Annotated in this window: 14 protein-coding genes; 5 read left to right on the forward strand and 9 right to left on the reverse strand. The window is 69.6% G+C overall.

The window, feature by feature from the left end; all coding sequences use genetic code 11:
• Nucleotides 1-245: 245 nt before the first annotated feature.
• From CHC09_RS25435 to CHC09_RS25450, 4 genes are read right to left on the reverse strand one after another with little or no spacing between them, the layout of a single operon-like run.
• Nucleotides 246-2,165 carry a glycoside hydrolase family 127 protein gene (locus CHC09_RS25435; RefSeq protein WP_239138504.1) on the reverse strand — a complete coding sequence of 640 codons (1,920 nt, stop codon included), beginning with the start codon at nt 2,163-2,165 and terminating at the stop codon, nt 246-248.
• A gap of 7 nt (nt 2,166-2,172) precedes the next feature.
• Nucleotides 2,173-2,979: a carbohydrate ABC transporter permease gene (locus CHC09_RS25440; RefSeq protein WP_089295703.1), complete on the reverse strand. Its 807-nt coding sequence runs from the start codon at nt 2,977-2,979 to the stop codon at nt 2,173-2,175.
• Entirely contained in the window at nt 2,979-3,878 is a 900-nt protein-coding gene (locus CHC09_RS25445) for a carbohydrate ABC transporter permease (protein ID WP_089295704.1), read from the reverse strand. Before CHC09_RS25445 ends, CHC09_RS25440 begins: the two co-directional genes overlap by 1 nt.
• Nucleotides 3,875-5,173 (reverse strand): ABC transporter substrate-binding protein, encoded by a 1,299-nt coding sequence (locus CHC09_RS25450; protein ID WP_239138503.1) that lies wholly within the window; start codon nt 5,171-5,173, stop codon nt 3,875-3,877. The genes CHC09_RS25445 and CHC09_RS25450 overlap by 4 nt, the downstream gene beginning before the upstream one ends.
• 177 nt (nt 5,174-5,350) lie before the next feature.
• Between CHC09_RS25450 and CHC09_RS25455 the strand changes: the two genes are divergently transcribed.
• Nucleotides 5,351-6,373 carry a LacI family DNA-binding transcriptional regulator gene (locus CHC09_RS25455; RefSeq protein ID WP_089295705.1) on the forward strand — a complete coding sequence of 341 codons (1,023 nt, stop codon included), beginning with the start codon at nt 5,351-5,353 and terminating at the stop codon, nt 6,371-6,373.
• A gap of 462 nt (nt 6,374-6,835) precedes the next feature.
• Here the strand turns inward: CHC09_RS25455 and CHC09_RS25465 are convergent, their stop codons facing one another.
• A complete protein-coding gene (locus CHC09_RS25465; RefSeq protein WP_179277279.1) occupies nt 6,836-7,633 on the reverse strand; it encodes an SAM-dependent methyltransferase in 798 nt (265 codons plus the stop codon).
• Nucleotides 7,634-7,687: 54 nt separating this feature from the next.
• Here CHC09_RS25465 and CHC09_RS25470 point away from each other — a divergent pair, with 54 nt between their 5' ends.
• Nucleotides 7,688-8,668: an SMP-30/gluconolactonase/LRE family protein gene (locus tag CHC09_RS25470; protein WP_089295707.1), complete on the forward strand. Its 981-nt coding sequence runs from the start codon at nt 7,688-7,690 to the stop codon at nt 8,666-8,668.
• Nucleotides 8,669-8,807: 139 nt separating this feature from the next.
• On the opposite strand, the gene CHC09_RS25475 is transcribed toward CHC09_RS25470, so the two are convergent.
• Both CHC09_RS25475 and CHC09_RS25480 read right to left on the reverse strand, forming a co-directional pair.
• Nucleotides 8,808-12,257: an NACHT domain-containing protein gene (locus tag CHC09_RS25475; RefSeq protein ID WP_089295708.1), complete on the reverse strand. Its 3,450-nt coding sequence runs from the start codon at nt 12,255-12,257 to the stop codon at nt 8,808-8,810.
• Nucleotides 12,258-12,402: 145 nt separating this feature from the next.
• Nucleotides 12,403-13,872, reverse strand: a complete 1,470-nt coding sequence (locus CHC09_RS25480; protein WP_089295709.1) for an arabinofuranosidase catalytic domain-containing protein — start codon at nt 13,870-13,872, stop codon at nt 12,403-12,405.
• Between the two features lie 256 nt (nt 13,873-14,128).
• On the opposite strand from CHC09_RS25480, the gene CHC09_RS25485 reads away from it, so the two are divergent.
• Both CHC09_RS25485 and CHC09_RS25490 read left to right on the forward strand, forming a co-directional pair.
• A complete protein-coding gene (locus tag CHC09_RS25485; protein WP_239138502.1) occupies nt 14,129-14,824 on the forward strand; it encodes an esterase/lipase family protein in 696 nt (231 codons plus the stop codon).
• A gap of 110 nt (nt 14,825-14,934) precedes the next feature.
• A complete protein-coding gene (locus CHC09_RS25490; protein WP_089295710.1) occupies nt 14,935-16,992 on the forward strand; it encodes a M14 family zinc carboxypeptidase in 2,058 nt (685 codons plus the stop codon).
• 154 nt (nt 16,993-17,146) lie between these two features.
• Here the strand turns inward: CHC09_RS25490 and CHC09_RS25495 are convergent, their stop codons facing one another.
• The gene (locus tag CHC09_RS25495; protein ID WP_089295711.1) at nt 17,147-17,716 is read right to left on the reverse strand and encodes a TetR/AcrR family transcriptional regulator; all 570 of its coding nucleotides are present in this window, start codon (nt 17,714-17,716) and stop codon (nt 17,147-17,149) included.
• Between the two features lie 99 nt (nt 17,717-17,815).
• On the opposite strand from CHC09_RS25495, the gene CHC09_RS25500 reads away from it, so the two are divergent.
• Nucleotides 17,816-18,760 carry a ketopantoate reductase family protein gene (locus CHC09_RS25500; RefSeq protein WP_089295712.1) on the forward strand — a complete coding sequence of 315 codons (945 nt, stop codon included), beginning with the start codon at nt 17,816-17,818 and terminating at the stop codon, nt 18,758-18,760.
• A 66-nt stretch (nt 18,761-18,826) separates the two neighbouring features.
• Here CHC09_RS25500 and CHC09_RS25505 read toward each other — a convergent pair whose 3' ends face one another.
• The gene (locus tag CHC09_RS25505; protein WP_089295713.1) at nt 18,827-21,034 is read right to left on the reverse strand and encodes a ricin-type beta-trefoil lectin domain protein; all 2,208 of its coding nucleotides are present in this window, start codon (nt 21,032-21,034) and stop codon (nt 18,827-18,829) included.
• Nucleotides 21,035-21,055 lie beyond the last annotated feature (21 nt).

A 21,055-nucleotide genomic window follows, 5' to 3' on the forward strand; every position in this document is an offset into this window, starting at 1 on the left:
TCGGGCTACCGCCCGCCGAGGACCACACGCCGCCGAGATCGGACCGGGCGTTCCGGCCGGCCCGGGCAGCAGCGGGCCTACGAGACCGAGGTCGAACGGCACCGCCACGAGGACGGGACGGGCAGGCCGTTCACCCGCTGCCCTGTTCCCGCCTCGGCAAAGGCGGGAACAGGGCCGGTGAGCCTGGCACCCGCGGACTGGATCAGCCGGCGGCGGGATACCGGATTGTCGATCCGGTCTGATGGTCATCTTTCGGACGACAGGGGCATCCAGACGCGCATGGTGGACGGACCGCGGCGGGCCCAGCGGTGGTACGGGCGCAGCGGGATCCTCATCGGGGGGCCGGCGTCCGCCGCGGCCGCCAGCGGCTGGTAGGGCCAGTCGTGCGGGGTGAAGTCGACGCTCCGGAAGGCGGCGACGACACTGCCGTCGCGATCGACCGGCTCGGCGTTCGGGTCCAGGCGCAGGGCGTCGAAGTCCACGCCGCGGGGCACGTCGACCGACTCCAGGCAGTAGACGACCGGGCCGCGGACGAGAGCGGCCTGACCTCGTACGGAATCGATCCGATCGTCGGCCGCGACGAATCGTGGGCGGACCGGAAGCTCGAGCACCAGCGCCTCCCCCGCCGTGAAACGGCGCCGGGTCTGCACGAGACCCCGGGTGATCGCGAGACCGTCCAGGGTGGCGCCGGCGGCCCAGTCCGGCACCCGCAGCGAGAGCGTCCACGGCGTGTCCGGAGTGGTGGTGATCCGGATCGTGATCCGGCCGTCGGCCGGGTACTGGGTCTCGATCTCCAGGCCGATCTCCCGCCCGTCGGGCAGCGTCGTGGCGATGCCGGCCGGGGTGTACTGGTGGATCTGCACGCCGTCGTCGTCGGCGGTGGCGACGTAGGCGGCGAGGCTCGCGAAGGTGCGGGCCAGGTTGGTCGGGCAGCAGGAGACCTCGAACCAGGAGGCGCGCAGGGTGGACGCCGCGCGCGGGACCTGGGTGTCGGCGGACGGTTCGGCGCCGAGAACCCGCTGGTGCAGGGTGTTGGCGTAGAAGAAGCGGGTGCCGTCGTCGGCCGGCGACGTGGCGATGACGTTGAACAGGACCCGTTCGATCAGGTCGGCGTAGCGCGGGTCGCCCTGGGCCAGCAGCAGCCGCCAGGCCAGCATGATCGAGCCGACGCCGGCGCAGGTCTCCGAGTACGCGCGGTCCGGCGGCAGCACGAAGTCGTCGCCGAACGCCTCGTCCTGATGCCGGGACCCGATGCCGCCGGTGATGTAGGTGCGCCGGGCGACGGCGTGCCGCCACTGCCGGGCGACCGCGCCGAGCAGTTCGGTGTCGCCGGTCTCGACCGCGACGTCGACGGCGCCCGCGGCCAGGTAGACCGCCCGGACCGCGTGCCCGCGCAGCGAGCCGGCCTCGCGGACCGGCACGTCGTCCTGGAAGTAGCCGCGGCCGAACTCGATGTCGGCGAGCGTCCGGTGCCCGCGCCGCTGGATGAAGAGCCGGGCCTGCTCCAGATAGCGGCGGTTGCCGGTGACCCGGTAGAGCTCGGCGAGCGCCGGCTCGATCTCGGCGTGCCCGCAGACCGAGACGATCCCGCCCGGGCCGAAGACGTCGCAGACGTGGTCGGCGGCGCGCACCGCCGCGGCGACGAGTTCGTCCTCGCCGAACGTGCGCGCCGCGGCCACCCCGGCTTGGATGAGGTGGCCGTAGGAGTAGAGCTCGTGGCCCCATTCCAGGTCGCTGTAGCGGGGTTGCTGACCGGGCCGCCCGAAGTTGGTGTTCAGGTAGCCGTCGGGCTGCTGGGCGACGATGACCCGGGCGACGATCGCCCGGTGTCGGCGGGCCAGCTCGGGGTCGCGGGTGCGGCCGTACTCCCAGGCCAGCGCCTCGAGGAACTTGTAGACCTCGGTGTCGGAGAACTCCCGGCCGCGGCGTTGCTCCGGCGGCGCGGAGAAGTTGCCCAGCCAGCCGGCCTTCTCCAGCCAGTACTCGATGTGGGCGAAGGATTTCGCCCGGTTGGTCTGCTGGCGCTGCCGCCAGAAGCCGTCGCGGAGGGTCACCTCGCGCAGGCCCAGCGGTCGCAGCCGGCTGTTTCCGGGCGCGGCCGGGGTGCCGCCGCGCTCGATCCAGGTCGGGGAGGTCGCGGTGGTCGGTACGTCTTCGATTGTCACGTGAGGATCAGCCCTTGAGTGCGCCGGACATGAAGCCGCGGACGTAGTGCCGCTGCAGTGCGAGGAACAGGACGATGCAGGGAAGCGCGAGCACGACCACGCCGGCTTCGGTGGCGCCGTAGTCGACGATCCCCATCACCTGCTGGCGCATGTTCGCCACGGCCAGTGGGAGGGGCAGCTTGGTGGAGTCGCTGATCAGGACCAGCGGGGTGATGAAGTCGTTCCAGGCGGCCAGGAACGCGAAGAGGCCGACCGTGATCAGGCCCGGCTTCACCGCCGGGACCAGGACGTGCCACAGGGTGCGGAAGGTTCCGGCGCCGTCGACCTGGGCGGACTCGGCGAGATCCTTCGGCACCGCCTCGAACGAGATACGCATCAGGAACGTGGCGAACGGCAGCTGGAACATGGTGAGCACCAGCGAGAGGCCGATCAGCGAGTTCTGCAGGCCGATCTGGTTGAGCAGCACGTAGAGCGGGATCAGCAGGGTCGCATAGGGCACCATCAGGATCGCGAGGGTGACCAGGAACAGCACGTTCTTGCCGGGGAACGTGAAGTTCGCGAACGCGTACCCGCCGAGCAGCGACACCGCGAGGGTGAACGCCACGGTCATCAGCGACACCGCCGCCGAGTTCAGCAGGTACTGCCCGATCCCGGCCTGGTAGTGGGCGAGCGTCGTGTAGTTGCCGAAGCCCCAGCCGTCGATCTGCCTGGTGCCGGCCTGCGGGCTGACCGAGGCGACCGACGCCCAGGCCAGGGGAAAGAGAAAGAGGAGAGCGAGACCGCCGGTCAAGACGAATTTGGGCGTACGCAACATCAGCTCTCCTTCCCGCGCAGGCCACGGAACTGGGCGATGTTGAGGACCAGCAGTCCGAACAGCACCAGGATCGACAGCGCGGCGGCGCGGCCCAGGTTGTTCTGGCCCTGGAACGCCATGTTGTAGATCAGCTGGACGATGGTGATCGTGCTGTTGTCCGGGCCGCCCTTGGTGAGGATGTAGAACTGGTCGAAGGCGAGCAGCGAGCCGGTGACGCAGAGGATCGTGCACAGCGCCAGTGACGAGCGGATCAGCGGCACGGTGACGTGCCAGAACGTCTGGAAGCGGCCGGCGCCGTCGAGACGGGCCGCCTCGTAGATCTCACCCGGGATGCCCTGCAGCCCGACGAGCAGCAGGAGCATGTAGAAGCCGGAGTACCGCCAGACGATCAGGGCGACCGTCGACCAGAGCGCCGAACTCGGGGTGCCGAGGAACGACACCTCGCCGAACGGGCTGCTCTGCGGCGAGTAGAGCGCGTAGAACAGCAGCGACGCCGAGGCGAGGCCGAGGGCGGACGGGACGAGGAACGACGTACGCAGGAATCCGGTCCAGCGGTTGGACTCCTGGACGAGCAGAGCCAGGCCGAGCGCGAGCCCGAGCAGGATCACGGTCGTGACCAGCGTGTACTTGACCGTGAACCCGACGGCCGGCCAGAACAGCCGGTCGTCGAGGACGTCGGAGAAGTTCTCCGGAACGTTGACGCCGCGGTAGCCGGCGAACAGCCCCCAGTCGGAGACCGACATCCGCGCCACGATCCCGATCGGGATGACGAAGAAGATCAGCACGAACACCGCCGTCGGAGCGGCGTACGCCCAGCCATTTCCTCGCTTCCGGCCTCGCCGTGGGGTGGCCGACCTCCGCGAAGTCGTCGCCTCGGCCCGGCTCTGCACCGTCGTCACTGGCCGAGCACCTGCGTCAGGGCCTGGTTGTCCTTCTCGAGGGCGCCGGCGTCGCCGTACACCTGGTCGCGCAGCATGGTGACCCACGGGCTGCCGGGGGCGTTGTAGGCCTGCTGGAAGTTGACCGACACCGGCGTCTTGCTGGCCGGGTCCGCCGCCACCTTGTTGATGGTGACCATCCGCGGGTCCTTGGCGGCGTACTGGTTGTCGGCGAAGTCGGTGCGCGACACGCTGCTGTTGTTCGCGGCGAGCACGTCGACCTGGGCCTTGTCGGACATCAACCAGGTCAGGAAGTTCCAGGCCTGCTGGGTCTTCTTGGAGTCCTTGGAGATGCCGACACCGTCCCCGCCGACGAAGGTGGAGCCGCCACCGCTGACACCGGGGATCGCGGTGACACCGACGTCGACCGTCTTGGACGCGGTGGAGAGCAGCGTCGCCGGGTACGGCATCACGCCGATCTTGCCCTCCTGGAACGCCGCGACCCAGGTGGCGCCGGTCTCGTCCTTGGCGCCGGGTGCGATCGCGCCGGCCGCCTGCAAGTCCCGCCAGGTGCTGTAGACCTTCTGCGCGGCGGGGCCGTTGAGCAGCGACTTGGTGCCCTCGGGGTTCATCACCTCCTCGCCCGAGGCCCAGACCATCGGGAACCAGGTGAAGACGTTGCAGCCACCGCAGTTGCCACCGAAATACGTGCCGTGGACGTCTTTGGAGTTCAGCTTCTGCACGGCCAGCGCCTGCTGCTTGAACTCGTCGAGCGTGGTCGGGCCCTTCTCCGGGTCGAGGCCGGCCTCCTTGTAGAGCTTCTTGTTCCAGAAGATCACCGAGAGGTCGAGCACGAACGGCATCACGTACTTCTTGCCCTCGAACGTGCCGGCCTGCAGGTGACCTCTATTGATCTTGTCCGCGTACGGCAGCTTGGCGATGCTGTCGGTCAGGTCGGAGAAGAGCCCGGCCTTCGTCCAGTTCGGCACGTAGACGATGTCGGCGGCGAACAGGTCGGGCAGCTGGCCGCTGCCGGCCGCGGCGCCGACCTTGGCCACGTAGTCGTCGTTCGGGACAATGGTCAGCGCGACCTGGTTCTTGTGCGACTTGTTGTACGCGTCGACGAGCGCCTTCGCCTGCAGCTCCAGCGGCGCCCTGGTCCACAGGGTCAGCGCGGCGCCGTCGTCGACGCCGTCGACGCCCGCCGCGGTCGGTGCTTCGGTCTTGCCGTCGTCGCCACCGCAGGCGGCCATCGCCACCGCCAGCCCGATCGCGGCGACACCGGCGACAACCCGCCGGACTATCCGGGTACGCAAAACAGCCTCCCAGTCAGGAGTTTTCGGGGTTTTCGGTACTGGTATGTTTCGGTTAGCCTCCCTCTCGAGGAGGGCGGCGGTGAACAGCGAAGATTGCATTGGGCGAATGGCTCGCCGGCCTGCCGAAAACGTTTTCGTGAACGTAATACGGAGGAAAAACTGTTGTCAAGAGCTTCGATGGAGCCGGAGACGCCGCAGAGCGCCGGCCGGGTCGTCACCCTGCGCGACGTGGCGAAACTGGCCGGAGTGTCGATCGCGACCGCGTCGAAGGCGCTCAACAATCAGCCGCAGGTCCGCGCGGAGACGCGCGCCCGGGTCATCCGGGCGGCCGAGCAGCTGTCGTTCTCCCCCAACACCCTCGCCCAGGGGCTGATCACGCAACGTAGCGGAACGGTCGGCCTGCTCACGTCCGACCTGGAGGGTCGCTTCTCCATCCCGATCCTGATGGGCGCCGAGGACGCCTTCGGGTCGGACCAGACCTCGGTCTTCCTCTGCGACGCGCGCGGCGACACCGTCCGGGAGAAGCACCACCTGCGGGCCCTGCTGTCGCGCCGGGTCGACGGGCTGATCGTGGTGGGCGCCCGGCCGGACGCGCGGCCCTCGCTCGGGCGAGAGCTGCCGGTGCCGGTGATCTACGCCTACTCCCCCTCGGACGACCCCGCCGACCTCTCGCTGGTGACCGACAACGTGGGTGGCGGGCGGCTCGCCGTCGACCATCTGATCCGGCACGGGCGGCAGCGGATCGCGCACATCACCGGCGACGCGACCTACGGCGCGGCCCAGGACCGGGCCCGGGGCGCCCTGGAGCGGCTCGCCGAGGAGGGGCTCGAGCTCGCCGGCGAGCAGGTGTGGTTCGGGTCGTGGTCGGAGGCGTGGGGCCGGGGCGCGACCCGGATGGTCCTGCAGCGCACCCCCGACGTCGACGCGATCTTCGCCGGCTCGGACGAGATCGCGCGCGGGGTTCTCGACGCGCTCCACCAGGAGGATCTGGACGTGCCGGGGCAGGTCGCCGTGATCGGCTTCGACAACTGGAAGGTCCTGGCGGCCAACGCCCGGCCGCCGCTGTCGACCGTCGACATGAACCTGGAGCAGCTGGGGCGGCTCGCCGCGCAGCGGCTCTTCGCGGCGATCGACGGGAAGCCGAAGGGCGGGGTGGAGACGGTCGGCTGCCGCCTGGTGATCCGCGAGTCCTCCTCGTGAGGACTTCCTTCATCGGCTGACGGTTCGGCTGGTTCCCAGCTTCGCATCAACGGTCTCGATGCGACCGTGGCAACCGGCCGCCCGCCGATCGCGAGCGGCCGGCCCCATCCGCGCTACCGGATCCCGCCCGACGCCGGGTGCGTCGTGGTCCGGGTTCATCGACCTCCCGGTACGGACGGAATACCCAGCATCCTTGGCCGGCTCCTCCACGATGCACCGGAACCACCGGCGGAACTCGTCCTCGCCGTCCCGCTCATCGGGAACACTCCGCCGCCGGTGCACCGAGGCGGCCGGATACGGTTCGGCCAACTCCACGATGCAGAAGATCTCGTGCCCGCTCGAGTCTGAGCGACGTGCGCGGCCAACCTGGTCGCGCCCGGTGGCTCGGCACCGGCGACATGCTGGGCTCTTCCATGGATCCGCCCGGTACAAGCCACCGCCGAATCCGGCGGGCCCGGCCGATCAGGGCACTCGGGCGACCACGACCCAGCACATCGCGTCGGCGACGCTCGTGACGGTCTCCGGAGCGGGCCGCCACTCGACGCTGGAGACCAGGCCCGGCTCTATCGGCTCCAGCCCGTCGACGAACCGGGCCACCTCGTCGCGGGACCGGGCACGGTAGACCCCGTGGGCGCCGCCGTCGATCAGCTCCTGCGCCCTCACCCGCACCTCTTCGGGCAGGGTGTCGAACGTGCCGTGCACGACCACCAGGTAGCTGCCCGGCGCGAGCGCGGCGACCAGGGCGCGGACCGCGTCGTACGCACGCTGATCGTCGTCGACCAGGTGCAGGATGCTGCCCAGCACCACCGCCACCGGCCGGCTGAAATCGATCACCGCGCGCAACTGCTCGTCCGCGAGCAGCTCATCGATGGCAAGCAGGTCACCGTCGACGAACTCGGTGACGCCCTGAGGCGTGCTGAGCATCAGCCCCCGGTGCTGAACGCCGACGAGCGGATCGTTGTCGACGTAGACGATCCGGGCGTCGGGGGCGATCTCCTGCGCCACCTCGTGCACGTTCGGCGACAGCGGCCGGCCGGCGCCGATGTCGAGGACCTGCCGGATGCCGTGCTCGGCGACCAGATGGCGCACGGTCCGCAGCACCGCCGAGCGGGCCTCCCGCGCGGCCGCCACGATGTTCGGCATGATGCTGACGATGGTGGCGGTCGACTCCCGCTCCGCCGAGTAATGATCCTTGCCACCGAGCCACTGGTTGAAACGGCGCGAGGTGTTCAGGCCACTGATATCGGGTTCCGGCGTCACGCCGCACACTGTAGTCACTACCGGTGCCGCCGCGCGTGCCCCATATTGATTCGCATGGCTCGCCGTCTCCTGCACCCCCGCCGCTGGACCCCGCAACAACTCGCCGACCCCGGGCCCACCGGGCCGCTGACCGTGCGGCACCGTCTGCCGACCGGCGACACCGGTCCCGAGGACGTGGTCTTCGACCACACCGGCCGGATCGTCACCGGCACCGCCGACGGCCGGATCGTGACCCTCGACCCGGAGACCGGGGAGCGCCGGGTGCTCGCCGAGACCGGTGGGCGCCCACTGGGCCTGCACGCCCGGGCCGACGGCGGCCTCCTGGTCTGCGACCACGACAAGGGCTTGCTGGAGGTACGACCGGACGGCACGGTCGAGGTGCTCGTCGACACCGTCGACGGCGTGCCGCTCACCTTCGCCAGCAACGTCGTCGAGAGCAGCGACGGCACCATCTGGTTCACCACCTCGACCAGCCACTGGGACCTGGAGAACTACCTGGGCGAGGCCCTGGAGCACACCAGCAGCGGACGGCTGCTGCGCCGTGACCCCGACGGCACCGTCACCACGGTGCTGTCCGATCTGAAGTTCGGCAACGGCCTGGTGCTCTCCCCCGACGAGTCGCACCTGCTGGTCGCCGAGACCACCGGCTACCGCATCCGGCGGCACTGGCTGACCGGCCGCACCGAGACCCTGGTGGACAACCTCCCGGGCTTCCCCGACAACATGTCGCTGGGCAGCGACGGCCTGCTCTGGGTGGCGATCGCCGCTCCCCGCGACCGGCTGCTCGATCGGCTCCTGCCCCGGCCCGGCCTGCTGCGCCTGCTGGTGTGGAACCTGCCCGACGCGGTGCGCCCCAAGGCCACGCCGATCGCCTGGGTGATGGCCTTCGACCTGGACGGCCGGCTGGTCCACGACCTGCGCGCCGCCGACGGCTCGTACGGCTTCATCACCTCGGTCACCGAACACGACGGCACCGTGGTCGTCGGCAGCCTGACCGAGAACGACATCGCCGTCCTCGCCCACCTCCCCGGCTGAGCATCCCTGCCCCGACAGTCACCGGTGGACAAACCCGCCACGGCCGGCCCGCGGTCCCGGGCTGGCTCTCCCAGTGGTGTCCGGGCTTGCAATACCACCGCCGGGCCCAGCCGACGAAACCAGGCTGGGCCCGACGGTTTCACACCTCGAGAGTTTGCAGCTTCCAGCGGCCCGACCGGGCATCTGCTGTCACCCGGATCACGACCGTCGCCTCGTCGGCGTAGTGACGGCTGAGCAAGGTCATCCTCTTGTCCAGAGCGCTCTGGGAATGCGCGATGCCGGTGGCCTCCTGAACGACGCGCATCGCCCGATAGGCGGGTACCGGGCCGCCAGCCAGCAGGGCGGTGCAGGCATCCCCCTGGCCAGGGAAGATTCTCCGGTGGGTTCCGAGCAGCGGCCCGCCGATCGCGTGGCATCTATCGGCGACCGAGGCACCGACCGGGGTGGAATAGTAGAAGGTCCATCCTAGGTAATCACTGGCCGATCGACGCAGCAACTGGTTGATCGCCGCCCGGTGCCAAATCAACAGTGGTGGTGGTTTCGAGCAGCGGCGGGCTCCGCCGAGGAAGTCGTCCATCGCCTGGTCCGGCCCGAGGTAGACGCCGATGGACTTGCCCTTGCCCAAGCAGACGTTCGCGCCGGCCAGCTTCCAATCGTCGAACCCGGACACGAGACCGTTGAAATCGGAGCCGTCCTCGCTTTCCAAGGGCACGACGGGCACGACAGCTTCGGCTCGACGGCCGTGCGTCAGCCGGTACAAGGCGTCCCTGTTCTCCGGGTCGGCAACCAGGGCGCTGGACAGTTCCAGGTCACCGTCCGACTCATCTCGGTCGATACCGGTGAGCTCCTCCTCATCGTCCGGCTCCCCCTGGGTGAGATCGGCGAGCGCTTTCTCGTACTCCACGGAATCCTCTTCCAGATTGATGACGGCGCTCAAACCCGTCTCGGATCGCCAGGCCCTCAGCAGTTCGGCGTACCGACCGTCCCCGTCGTGGTCGTCCTCACCGACGTCGAACAACACCACCCGGGCGTGTTCCCGGCTGCTCGCCTGTGCGACGGCAACACCGGTGAGTTGCTGCAGGACGTACTCGTAGCCGATCGGGTCCGGATCGGAGAACCGCCCTACGACCACGACGGCCGGAGCCCCCGCCCGGGCTGATCGATTGCCCGCCAGGAGCTGGTCCAGCACGTGCCGACCGGCGTTGGGTGCGCCGGGCGGCCGGGGCGGGCCCAGGGCGTCCCAGCGCTGCTCCGCGATGACGCCGTAACAGGCGGATCCTTCCTCGGTGAAGATCCGAAGCCGCTCGACGGGTGCGGGCATGACGGACGCCGGCCGGCACTGCAGGTGATCGCTCATCACCTTGGCCAACCCGCCGCCGGCCACCAGGATCACCACGACGCCGGCGGCAACCAGCCGGCGACGGCCGGTCCGGGGCGTGGTGCTCGGCCCGGCCGCCGTTCGCGGCCGGGCCAGCACGGCACCTGCCTGTTCGGTCAACCGCTCCTGGAGGCGGATGTGCCGGAACTGGTAGACACCACCGGACTCGCGGAGCAGGTCCCGGCGGTGAGCCTCGGCCAGGAAGGCCATCAGCCGCCAGGGCGCCTGGCCGCGAACCGCCAGGATGACCCGGAGCACCAGAAATCTCGGCCAGGCGCGACCGAGCAACACCAGGACGGTGCAGCAGAGACCGCAGAGCACGGCTAAGAAAATCGTTTCCCGGTCGATGACGAAATCGGTCCTCGACCACACCGCCGGAGTCCCGGGCAACCCGAACCACCACCCTGCCACGGACTCGCCGATCACGGTACCGACGACCACCGCGCCCATGACAGCGGGCGCCACGATCATGGCCACGGCACTCCCGGCCACGGCCGCACCGATCATCGATGATCGGCGATCGCTGCGCAGCCGGCCCGCCGGGGTGATCTGCCGGGATCGTTCCGGTGGGGCCTGGAGCAGGGCATGGACACTCGCCCCGGCGCCCGCCACGACCGCGAGGGCGAGGCTGACCAGGGCATCATTGGCGAGTTCGACGATGGCGAAGAACTCCCATTCTTCGTTGACCTCCTGAGCCACCCCGAGTCCGATGACGATCAGACCCGCGAGTAATGCGACTGCGGAGAACCCGGCAAGGAAGCCGGCACGCAGCCGACCGGCGGACCCCTTGACCGCGATCGCGACCCGGCTCGGCACAGCACCGGCCGCGGCGTACCAGAGCACCGTGGCGAGGAGTGTCATTACGAGGCCGACGACAGCGCCCAGGCCACCGATACCGCTGAACGGATCTTCATCGAGGTCGTCGAAGCTCCCCCAGGCCACCGACACCCCGGTCATGAACGGCAAGCCGATCGCCAGCCCCACCGCCGGCGCGGCCCACGGCGACAGCAACCGATCCGCCAGCCGCCACCAGGAGAGGTCCCGCTCCCGGTGGCGGTGCAGGTGATCGGCGAGGAAGGTCAGCCAGCGTCGGGCCTTGTGCGCCGGCCACCTGGCCGGCTGGTCCTGACCGGCCGCGAACGAGGTGGTGACGAGACGGTCCACGAGATGGTCCTCGATCGCATGCCGATTCTCGAACCGCTCCCGGTCCAGCAACTCCGTCGGGCAGGCCGGAGCCGGACAGTTCTGGTAGACGGCCCGCGCCACCGAGATCATCAGAGGGGTGCTGAGCGCACGCGCCAGGGCACCGCCCGGCTCCTCGTCGACGGCGGCCAGGACCGGCTTCCAGTCGACATGCCCGGGCCAGCCGATCAAGGCCACGTAGGAGGCCAGGTCCTCCCCGGAGACCGGCTGCACCGTCACCACCGGCGCTTGATGCAGTGCGGGCGCCCCGTTGCGCAGGACGTCGGTGTACTCCGCGGACCGGCAGGTGACGATGATCGGCCGGTGTGCGCCGACGGCCTCGTTGATCCGACGGATGGCGCTGCGCCGCGACGTCTCCGGGATCTCGTCGAGACCGTCCAGGATCGGTACCACCAGGTCGTCGTCGAGCAGGGTCCGCGCGATCCGTGGATCGCCGTCGTAGTAGGCCGCGGCCAGCGTCGCGACGATCCATTCCGGCAGGGTCTGCGACACCGGATCCCAGGAGGAGGCGCTCAGCAGTACCGGTACGCGGTCTCCGGCCGCCCGGCCGGCCAACAGTCCGAGAGTCAGCAGCACCGCCACCACGCTCTTGCCGGCCCCTGGCTCGCCGAGCACGACCAGCCGCTCCGCGGGCACGGACCGGTATGCCCTGGCCAGTTGCCGGGTCACCGCGTCGAACGCGCCGACATCGACCCGGAAGAGCGGGCTCGCCGCCTCCCCCGAACCGGCGCCACCGCGCGTCCAGACCAGCGGCAGCACCTGCGGGTCCCGCAGGTCACGGATGCGCGCCTCGCCGAGCCACTGCTGGTTCACCGTCGCGGCGAGGTCGTCCGCCAGCTGTGCCGGCTCGGCCGGGGGCGGTGCGGCCGGGCGGTCGAGAACGGTCAGGGCCAGCGCGCACAGCCCGACGAACAGGCTCGCGACGCTGGCGCGCACGTCGTTGTCCGCCGCGTCGCCGACGGCCATCCAGCCCGCCAGGAGAATCGCGACGGCCGCGAGAACGGCCATCGCTGGACGTCTTCGGGAAGGCTTTCCGGGCACCACGAGACGGTAAGCGGCGACGACGTCCGGCGTGTCGCCCTCGTTGTCCGTCGGTCCGTACACGTGGAGAAGCCGGTGACCCGATCGGTCACCGGCTTCTCCGGGCAGGCCGTTACGAGGCGATGGACCAGAGCTGGCAGGTGTTGTTCAGCCACATCCAGAGCCGGGCCGGGGTGCCGTTGGCGGTGCCGCAGTCCTGGTTGTCGAGAACCATGCCGCTGTTCTCGACAACCAGCTCGTAGCGGCCGTTGCCGGCCGGGATGACCGCCCACTGCTGGCACGTGTTGCCCAGCGACTGCCAGAGGTTGACCGCCGTGCCGAGCGCCAGGCCGCAGTTGACCGCGTCGAGGGTCTTGCCGGCGTTGACGTTGGTGATCGTCCACTTGTTGGCGCCGACGTTGGTGAACTTCCACTGCTGGCAGGTGTTGCCCAGCGACTGCCACTGCTGGATCGTGGTGCCGTTGGCGGTGCCGCAGTTGGTGGCGTCGAGGACCTTGCCGCTGGCCAGGTTCGTGATCCGGTAGGTGGCGCCGTTGACCGGGAACGTGACGCTCTTGCTGTAGCCGACCGAGACGATGTTCGCCTGCACCGAGTTCTCGGTGGCGTCGGTCGGGTAGCCGCTGGTCATGACGCCCTCGAAGAACGAGCCGACGGAGCCGTTGCTGTTGTCGCCGCCGATGCCGAGGATGATCGCGCCCTGCTTGGTCATCGGCATGTAGCCGGACTGGGTCGGCAGCGAGCCGTTGTAGCGGGTGGCGAGGCTGCCGGACTGCGCGTTGCCGTCCTTGATGGCGTACGTCGTGGTGCCGTTGTTCTTCAGCACCGCGGTCACGAAGGCGCTGTTGCGGCCGGTGTTCGCGGTCCACGAGCCGTTGCCGCCGGCGAACAGGCCGTTCTCCAGGTCGGCCGCGACCCGCGGGCCGGTGGCGCAGGGCGAGAACCAGCACAGGTTGCCGAAGTAGATGGCGTCCATGTCACCGTTGCCGGTGTCCATGTTGTTCGTCTCGGCGTTGCCGTAGTCGAAGCAGCACCGGTCGTTGACGTGCGTACCCTCGGTGACCATGTACATGCCCTCCGGCTGGCTGCCGGTGGCGATGCCGCTGGTGGCGTTGTTGCGGTAACCGTTGCCCGCGGAGATGTAGACGCCGTAGACCTTGTGGCCGCCGGCCGTCACGGGCAGCGCCGCCGCGTTCGCGCCCTGGTCGGCGGTCGGGTTGGCGCCGCCGCCGGGGGCGATCGTCAGGTCGTTGTGTTTCGACGTCTGGTCGTAGATGCGGACGATCGTGCAGTACGTGCCGGAGCAGAAGGAGTCCTGGGTGGCCGCGTTGGCGTAACCGCCGGCGCTGAGCACGCCGATGTTCGTGGTGGCGCCGTCGGACCAGCGCCGCACCTGGTAGAGGGAGCCGCTGTAGGCGCCGAACAGGGCGCGGGTGGTGCTGTGCGCGGCGACGCAGGGGGTGCCGCCGCTCGCGTAGATGTCGCACGGCAGGGTGCCGGCGGCGTTCGCCGTTCCGGCGCCGGCGACGAGGGCGGTCGCCGTGAGGACGGTGGCGGCGGCGACCGCGAGGATTCGTCGGATCATGGGGAACCTTTCGCGTACGTGTGGAGGGCTGCGGTCGGTGGCGGCCGCTGCCCGGGGGATCCACGGATGTGAAAGTTAACATCGATTTTCGTGGCTGTTTCGACGTTGTCAAGGGGCATCCTTGTGAACGCTAACTATCACCCTCGGTCGATCCGCTCGAAGGCATGCCCGCGCCGCGGACCGCCCATCCCGGACCTGACGCGAAGCCGGACCGCTGGCGATTTCGCCGATGCGCGGCCAATTTATTGCACTGAGGATGCAGAGACCCGAACTCCCCTGGAGGTCTCATGCGTCGCCTCATCGTCCTGTTCACCGCCGTACTGGCCGCGCTCGCGCTGAGCCCGGCCCTGCCCGTGGCCGCCGCACCCGGCACTCCGGTGGTCTTCGTGCACGGTTACACCGGCAGCGCCTCGAACTGGACCACCGCGATGTCGGTGTTCCGCGCCGGCGGCTACTCGAGCAGCGAGCTTTCGCGTACGAGTACAACTCGTACGGCAACAACATCACCAACGCCCAGGGCCTCGCCACCTACGTCAGCCAGGTCCGGGCCCGCACCGGCGCGGCCCAGGTCGACATCGTCAACCACTCGATGGGCGGCCTGGTCAGCCTCTGGTACCTCAAGCAACTGGGCGGCGCCCAGTACGTCCGGCACCTGGCGTCGATCGCCGGCGCCAACCACGGCACCACCTACGCGAGCGCCTGCCTGGTCTACGTCACCTGCCAGCAGATGTATCCCGGATCGTCGTTCATCACCACGCTGAGCGCCGGTGACGAGACCCCGGGCAGCACGAAGTACGGAACCTGGTACTCCCCCTGTGACGGCATCATCATCCCGTACACGAGCACCGTGCTCAGCGGCGCCACCAACAACTACGTGGCGTGCCAGACCCACATCGGGTACCTGACCGACACCGTTACTCTCGCCCAGATCAGATCCTTCCTGGCGAGCTGACGCCACCGGGACGGCCGCGTGCCCGGCGGGGCGCGCGGCCGTCCCGGCGTTGACATCTATCGATCATTGCAGTGGGGTGATCTCACGTATTTCGATGCCCAGGAGGCTTGATGTCACCCCGAGTACGTTGGGCGGCCACAGCCGCCGCGCTCCTTCTGGGGCTCCCGTTCGCCGCACCCCCGGCGAACGCGGAACCCGCGGCCCCAGCGGCGCCAGTGATCTCGCTCAGCTCCGGTGAGCACGCGCTGATCCGCTTCCGCCTGGCCGACCAGGCCACCCTGGACCGGCTCGTCGCGGCGGGCGCCGACCTGGCCGCCCGCCCCCGGACCGACGCCGGTGCCGTCCTCGCCGATCTCGTGGTCGACGACGTGCGGCTCGCCGAACTGGTCAAGAACGGGGCCGTACCGGTCCAGCTGATCCAGCGAGAGTCGGACGCGGCCGCCCGCCGGCCCGCCGTCGCCAAGGTCTCGGCCGACACGCTGAAATTCCTGCAGGCGTACTGGTGGACGGTCGGCGGACGGACCTTCCTTCAGACGCAGGTCACGACGACCGCGACCGACGACCCCGACGTCGAGATCACCGTGACCTGGACGGCGGCCGACGGCACCACCGGCACGTATCCGCTCGTGCGGTTCGAGGACTCCGGCGAATACCAGTACCACTACGCGCTGCCGCAGCCGCTGCCCGGCAAGCCGGTGCGGGTCACCGCGTCGTCCAGCCTCGGCGGCACGGCCCGCCCGGTCACCCCGGCCACCTGGCCGGGGTCGACGCCGCCGGCCACGCCGGCCGGCTACCAGAAGGACTTCGTCGCCGCGTACATGACGCCGGCCGACATCGCCGCCCGGATCAAGCGTCTGGCCCGGCAGTACCCGAAGCTCGTCGACGTGATCAATCTGCCGAACAGGACCCAGGGCTACCGGCGTACGGCGGTGGCGTACCTGGGTGACCCGAACGCGGCCGCCGTCGTGGTCGAGTCGGTCAAGTTCGGCGACCAGAAGATGAACGGGGTGCAGGTGCGCACGGTCGACCCGGGGGCGAAGAACCGTCCGCTGGCCGCGACCTACGCCGACCGGGTCCTGACCGTCCGGCTCGCCACCGACGACACCGGCAAGACGATCAGCACCACCGACGACGTGGCCGCCTTCATCACGGCGAAGTACCCGCGCAGGTTCCAGGCGTTCGTCGAGACCGGTTCGGCCGGGCTGCCGATGCCGGTGGTCGCGCCGGTCCGGCTCGACGACGGGCTCGAGGGCACCGAGGTGTCCAAGAAGCCGTGGACCGTACAGGCGCTGCGGATCGGCAAGGTCCGGGACGGCTCCAGGACCGGCGTGCTCGCGTACTCCCAGGAGCACGCCCGGGAGTGGGCCACGCCGCTGGTGACGCTGGAGTTCGCCGAGCGGCTGCTGGCCAACTACGCCACCGACCCGGCGACCAGAGCGCTGGTCGACAACGTGGACGTGTTCATCATCCCGACGGTCAACCCGGACGGCGCGAACTACGCGTTCAACGACTTCAACTTCCAGCGCAAGAACCTGGTGAACCACTGTGCCGGCGCCAGCCGGGATCCCCGCTACCGCGACTCGTGGGGCGTCGACGTCAACCGCAACTACACGGTCGGCTCCTACTTCGACGGTTACGTCGGCGGCAACGCCAACTGCCTCTCCGGGACGTACGCCGGCACCGCCGAGCTGTCCGAGGCGGAGAGCCGCAACGTGATCGCGCTCGCGTCCGCCCACCCGAACATCAGGTTCGCGATGAACGTGCACTCGTACGGTGGGTACTTCATGTGGCCGCCCGGGTCGTACAAGGCCGAGGGCCGCGTCACGCTGCCCCGCCCGTCCATCGACGAGTCGAAGTTCTACCTGGACAGCGCCCGCCGCATCGTCGGCGCGATCGCGGCCGAGCGCGGCACCGTGACCTGGCCGGCGTACACCGGCCCGGTCGCCGACGTGCTCTACTCGGCCGCCGGCAACTCGGCCGATCAGCTCTACTACGAGCTGGGCATCGACGCCTGGGACTTCGAGGTCGGCAACGACCGCTGGAACGAGGCCACCGGCGAGTGGGAGGGCGTCGGCTTCCAGCCACCGTTCGACGAGGCCCACGCCGAGGCCCAGGAGTACGCGGGCGGACTGGTCGAACTGGTCCGGATCGCCGCCTCCGCCGGCTGAGCCGTCCCCTGGTCACGCCCGGCCTCTCCGGCCGGGGCCAGCCCTGATCCACACTCCGCGAACGGCGGCCCGGCTGATTCAGCGGGCCGCCGTTCGGCCGTTCCGCGCCCGCCAGGGCATCATCAGGATCATCCGATCGGCCGGAGGTTCCGCCTCACGACGTACGGCGGTGCAGGCCGTCGAGCACGAGGGTGACGACGCCGTCCGCGTCGGCCCGGGAGCCCGGCTGGTCGCAGGCCATGCAGATGCCCTGCAGGGCCATCATGACGGCGCCGACACCCACGTCGTCGCGGATGGCGCCCTCCTCGACGCCCGCGGCCAGCAGGTCCGCTATGGCCTGCCCCAATTCCCGGCCGCCCTCGGCGAGGGTGCCTGAGCGGGTGGCCATGAGGGTGGCGAGCGTGCGAGCCAGACCCTGGTTGGCATCCAGATGACTCACGAAGCCACGGAGGAAGGCCGCCAGCGCCTCCGTCGCGGAGAGCGTGGCCCGCAACTCGCGGGCGCGTGCGCACATCGCGGTGAGCTCTTCGCGGTAGACCGCCTCGGCCAGCGCCTCGCGGGTAGGAAAATGCCGGTAGAGCGTGCCCGTGCCGACCCCGGCCAGCCGGGCGAAGTCGTCGAAACGCAGGTCGAAGCAGCCTTCGGCGAACAGCTCACGGGCCTTGGCGAGCAGGGCGTCGCGGTTGCGCCGGGCGTCAGCGCGTAACGGCTTGGCTGTGGTCACCCGGAGCCTCCTTTGACAAACGGAAACTGTCTCCATATCTTGAAAGTGGAGACGATCTCCGATTCTAGGCGACCTGGTCACCGGCCCGTGAGGTGCGGCATGAAGATTCTGATGTTCGGCCGGGGTGTCATCGCCGCGGCGTACGGGTGGGCGCTGGAGCGGGCCGGGCACGAGATCGAGTTCTACGTACGGCCCGGCCGGGCAGCGAAGTACGGAAACGCGATCGACCTCGACCTGCTCGACGCACGGCGCCGGTTGTGGGGGCGACGCGTCACCGGGAAGTGGCCGGTACGTTACCGCGAATCGCTGGAGCCGGACCACGACTTCGACCTGATCGTGGTGAGCGTGCAGCACTACGGCTTCGCCGAGGCAGTGTCCTTCCTGGGGCCGCGCGTAGGCAACGCGACGGTGCTGGTCTTCAACAACCTGTGGGTCGAGCCACTGGTCGCGGTCGAGTCTCTGCCCGCCGACCAGTTGGCCTGGGGCTTTCCCGGCGCCGGTGGCGGCTTCGACGACGACGGCGTGCTGCGGGCGACCCTGCTGCCCGTGGTCTTCTTCGGCTCCCTCGACCGGCCGCCGACCGAGCGTGAGCGAGCCGTGCGCACGGTGTTCCGCCAGGCCGGATTCAGGCTCCGGGAGAACACCGACTTCCGCGGCTGGCTGTCGATCCACTTCATCCAGAACGCCGGCCTGCACACGCAGAGCTTGAAACTGGGTTCCCTCGCCGCGCTGGCCGGGAAGACGCGCAACGTACGCGAGGCGATTCTCGCCACCCGCGAACTACTGCCCCTCGTCGAGGCCCGCGGCGTCGACCTGCGGCGGCACCGCGGCGACCTGATGCCGTTCACAGCGCCCGTCTGGCTGACAGCGCCCGCGCTCGCCTGGCTCTTCCGTCACTTCCCGCCGATGCGCACGGTGATGGAGGCCCATGCCAACACCGAGGAACTGCGCGCGGTCTGCCGCGACACCCTGGCCGAGGCGCGCCGCCTGGGCGTGTCCGTGCCGCGGCTGGAGGCGGCCGAGCCCTACTTCACCGCAGGATGAGCGGCCGGGCCCCCCGTCGCTCGGGCCCGGCCGCCGGTCGTACCGATCAGGTGATGCCTGGTGGTCCTACGGGAAGTTGACCAGGTAGGAGTTGTTGTTGCTGGGGTTCGCGGCCGCGCCGGTGTTGTTGATGATGTGCGAGATGGTGCCGACGCCGCCGAGGGAGACGATCGCCATGTTGTGGAACTTCACTCCGGAGACCGCCGGCACCTCGAACGCGCGGAGCGAGGACACCGAGTTGTTCACGTTGAAGAAGCAGTAGCTGCCGAGCCCCCAGGCCTCGAACGTGGTGACACCGTTCGCCACCTTGATCGCCGGGTAGCCGTTCTGCGAGCCGTTCATCCAGGCGGCCTGGTTCGGCGGGTCGTACGGCATCTCGTTCTGGAAGAAGATGATCCTGCCGTTGGCGCCGTTCCAGACGACCTCGTTCTTCTGGTAGTGCTCGACGAACAGGCCGGTCGCGAGCACGTTGTCGCCGTTGACGGTGAGACCGTTGTCGGCGGTGTTCACCGTCCAGCCGATCCCCGCGCCGTGGTCGGCACGCCAGGCCCAGGTGTGGTCGATGATCGTGTTGTTGGTGTTCACGACCAGGCTGTTGGTGGCCTTGCCGGCCACCATGCCGCCGATCCGGAAGAACACGTCCTGCACGGTGGTCGGGTTGGCCGCGTGCGACACACCCGACTTGGCCAGGCCGACCTTGAGCAGGGTGTCGCTGTTGGTGGTTCCGGCGTCGAAGAGCAGACCCTTGAGGCGTACGCCGTCGACGTCGGCCACGTCCATCGCGTTCACGCCGTTGTCCGGGATGATGGTCGGGTAACCGATGCCGAGCACGACCGTGTTGGCCTTGGTCACGTGCAGGGTCTGGTTCACGTGGTAGACGCCCGGGGTGAAGAACAGGTTGCACCCGTTGGCCAGCGCCGTGTTGATCGTCGCCGCCGAGTCGCTGGGCCGCGCGACGAAGAAGTTGCTCATCGGCAGCGAGGTGCCGGGAGTGCTGCCGCCCGCCCAGCTCGGCCCGGTGGCGTTGGTGCGCAGCGAGGGCAGGAAGACCCGGTACCTGCCGGCCGGGTCGAGGTACAGGTACGGCACGTCCCGCGAGATCGGCGTGCTGGCCAGGGTGGTGTAGCGGGGCCCGCCGGCCGGGTTCGTGTTGAAGTTGTTGGCGGGGGCGCCGTTGGTGCCGGAGAACACCATGTTCCAGTTGGAGCCGCTCCAGGAGCCCAGCGTGCTGTCCTTGGTGTACCACTGCTGCTGGGAGGCCGACTCGGCGTTCCCGTCGATCTTCGAGTCGGAGATGTACCCGCCGCTGGCCCAGCCGTAGCTGGCCGGGAAGAGGTTGAGACCGCCGATCACGTGCATGCGACGGTACGGCGCGGCCTGCGCGACCGCCCAGCGGTTGGTGCCGCCGAGCGTGTTGATCGACATGTTCTCGGCCGACCGCCAGAAGTTCTGGGTCGCGTTGCCGGCGTCGCTGGCGTTGAACGCGTCGACGGTGACGGCACCGTTGATGCGTACGTCATCGGGGTTCTGACCCAGACCGAGGATCGACGTGTTGAAGCCGATGTTCGCGCCGACGTTGTACGGCGTGGTGCTCGGCTTGAAGACCAGCGCGTCCCGGCGGGTGCCGAACTGCGCCGACTGCGTGTCCTTCTGCGCGTTGAAGACGCTGTCCAGCGACGACTGGATGGCGGCGTCCGACATCGAGTGGTCGTAGATGTGGACGTTGGGCCCGAAGTCCGGGGTGTCGGAGTAGGTCGGGCAGGTACCGGGGTTCGTAGGCGTCGTCGTGACGGTGAACTTCTGCGCGCCGGAGCCGTTGCAGTCCCAGATCTGCAGGCGGGTCCCGTTGGCGGTGGCGCCGCTCGGAGAGTCCATGCAGCGACCGGACAGCGGGTTCTTGAGGCTGCCGTCGGTCTGCTGGACCCACTGCTGCGCGCCGGTGCCGTTGCAGTCCCAGAGCTGGAGCTTGGTGCCGTTGGCGGTGCCGGCGCTCGTCACGTCCAGGCAGCGGCCGATGGTGGTCAGCGCACTTCCGCTCCAGGTCCAGTGCTGGTCGGCGCTGTTGGTCTGGCAGTCCCAGAGCTGGACCGGCGTGCCGTTGACGCCGGTGTCGTCGCCGCTGACATCGACACACTTGGCACCGGGGCCGGCGATCGTGTCACCGGTGACGGCGGCCCAGGCGATCTGGCCGCCGCCGGCCGCGCCGAGCGTGGCGGCCGCCAGCACGAGCACCGCGAGCAGGCCGCGGTGGCGCCGTCGAGGGACAACTCTCATGTGCTGTCCTACCTTCCTTGT

It is taken from the genome of Actinoplanes regularis (genome assembly GCF_900188005.1).
GTDB lineage: Bacteria > Actinomycetota > Actinomycetes > Mycobacteriales > Micromonosporaceae > Actinoplanes > Actinoplanes regularis.

Coding starts and splice junctions, on each gene's coding strand:
- CHC09_RS25440 (WP_089295703.1), bottom strand. CDS start 2,979: ATGTTGCGTACGCCCAAATTCGTCTTGACCGGCGGTCTCGCTCTCCTC.
- CHC09_RS25455 (WP_089295705.1), top strand. CDS start 5,351: ATGGAGCCGGAGACGCCGCAGAGCGCCGGCCGGGTCGTCACCCTGCGC.
- CHC09_RS25470 (WP_089295707.1), top strand. CDS start 7,688: ATGGCTCGCCGTCTCCTGCACCCCCGCCGCTGGACCCCGCAACAACTC.
- CHC09_RS25475 (WP_089295708.1), bottom strand. CDS start 12,257: ATGGCCGTTCTCGCGGCCGTCGCGATTCTCCTGGCGGGCTGGATGGCC.
- CHC09_RS25480 (WP_089295709.1), bottom strand. CDS start 13,872: ATGATCCGACGAATCCTCGCGGTCGCCGCCGCCACCGTCCTCACGGCG.
- CHC09_RS25485 (WP_239138502.1), top strand. CDS start 14,129: ATGCAGAGACCCGAACTCCCCTGGAGGTCTCATGCGTCGCCTCATCGT.
- CHC09_RS25490 (WP_089295710.1), top strand. CDS start 14,935: ATGTCACCCCGAGTACGTTGGGCGGCCACAGCCGCCGCGCTCCTTCTG.
- CHC09_RS25500 (WP_089295712.1), top strand. CDS start 17,816: ATGAAGATTCTGATGTTCGGCCGGGGTGTCATCGCCGCGGCGTACGGG.
- CHC09_RS25505 (WP_089295713.1), bottom strand. CDS start 21,034: ATGAGAGTTGTCCCTCGACGGCGCCACCGCGGCCTGCTCGCGGTGCTC.